This is a genomic window from Citrobacter sp. HN-141, from assembly GCF_033341895.1.
Lineage (GTDB): Bacteria > Pseudomonadota > Gammaproteobacteria > Enterobacterales > Enterobacteriaceae > Citrobacter.
Map to the genome: position 1 here is coordinate 1 of NZ_JAWPBF010000051.1, position 1,490 is coordinate 1,490.

2 protein-coding genes are annotated in these 1,490 nt (G+C 43.0%); both read left to right on the forward strand.

Annotated features, from left to right (window positions below; translation table 11 throughout):
* Positions 1 to 386: 386 nt before the first annotated feature.
* Complete coding sequence (locus tag RYZ59_RS24505) at positions 387 to 965, forward strand: LuxR C-terminal-related transcriptional regulator (protein WP_318051105.1); 579 nt, start codon at positions 387 to 389, stop codon at positions 963 to 965.
* A gap of 196 nt (positions 966 to 1,161) precedes the next feature.
* A complete protein-coding gene (locus tag RYZ59_RS24510) occupies positions 1,162 to 1,443 on the forward strand; it encodes an ESPR domain-containing protein (protein ID WP_318051104.1) in 282 nt (93 codons plus the stop codon).
* The last annotated feature ends 47 nt before the right edge of the window (positions 1,444 to 1,490 follow it).

Genomic DNA, 1,490 nt, shown 5'->3' on the forward strand with positions numbered 1-1,490 from the left:
TGATAGAAACAGAAGCCACTGGAGCACCTCAAAAACACCATCATACACTAAATCAGTAAGTTGGCAGCATCACCATATCTACTTTAAGAATAGTTAATGATTTAAATAAAGACAGAAAATATCTGTTGATATCCGAATAAATAAGGATGCGTTCAAAGCAAAGAGCGAAATATACCCGTCATATTTCAAGTTGCCTATGCGTTGGCTGCGTTAGTTCACCTCAGCCACATCGTATCTGTGTGCCTGGGAATTCACTCCCCGGACTTCCTGCAACTGGAATTATTTAGGGCATACGAGAATTAATTAACATTTCATGCATCGCGAGAAACTCTTTTTGAACTAAAAAAAGAGGCGACTGCTTGCACCAAAATTTCAAGGAGATCGTTATGTCTAAAGCTATTTTTTTGGGTGACTCAATTTACCCCTGGCTAGGCATGCGAGAAATCCTACGTGGCTCATCATTATATATTGATATCGCGTACCATTCCTCCCAGACGCTTTCTGACGTCCAAACGCAATCTCATGAAACGGATTGCATCATTATTAATCCTGACAAATCAGATTTCTTAAAATATGCCAGGATTATCCGCAACATGGCTATACGACCATCCACAACGATCATCGTGTTAGCCGATGAAGCCACTTTTTCTATTTTTCAAACAGTGTGCGGAATGGCCCTGCAGTTCCTCGATCAGGACACCAGCCTTGATCAGCTATTGCAAACAATCACGCGTATCACCGATAACAAAAACACGCGCAATATAAAAGAGTTACAAACAAAAATAACGACCAACGAATTCAATGTGATGATGATGCTAGCCCGGGGGTGGTCACTGACACAAATCGCCGGCGTATCGCAAAAAAGTGAAAAAACAATCGGGGCGTACAAAAGCAACATTGCCAGAAAGCTGGGTAAAAGTAATACCCGGCTCAAGTACACCATTTCTCACTATAGCCAGCCGTAACTGACTTATTTAAGGATAGTAATCACGGTTAATTATTAACAGATTTTCTTTCGGCTCATTTTTTAATTCCGCCTGGCCCGGAAGGGATCGCTATTTTCGAAAATAGACATACCGGGTAGCACATCCGCGTGCCAACCATAGCCAACAACTCAACGTATTAACACATACATAACAGGAATGTAGACGAGGGTTATATATGAATAAGGTTTACAGCATTATTTGGAACGCGGCACTCGGTATCTGGGTTGTCGTTTCTGAATTAACCAGAGGTAAGAAGAAAAGCAGTTCACGTAAAACTGTTGCGGTACTGGCAGCCAGCGCATTAAGTGGCGCTACGATGATGGCTTCCGCGGCGCAGATTACCGCTACGGGCGAGCGAAATATTTCTGACGACTTCCAGAACGGTATTTCTGCGGGCGTTTATCAGGCTCCCCGCGACTACGGCTTCTTAGGTGATGCTGCCAACTTACTGATTTAGTGTATGATGGTGTTTTTGAGGTGCTCCAGTGGCTTCTGTTTCTATCA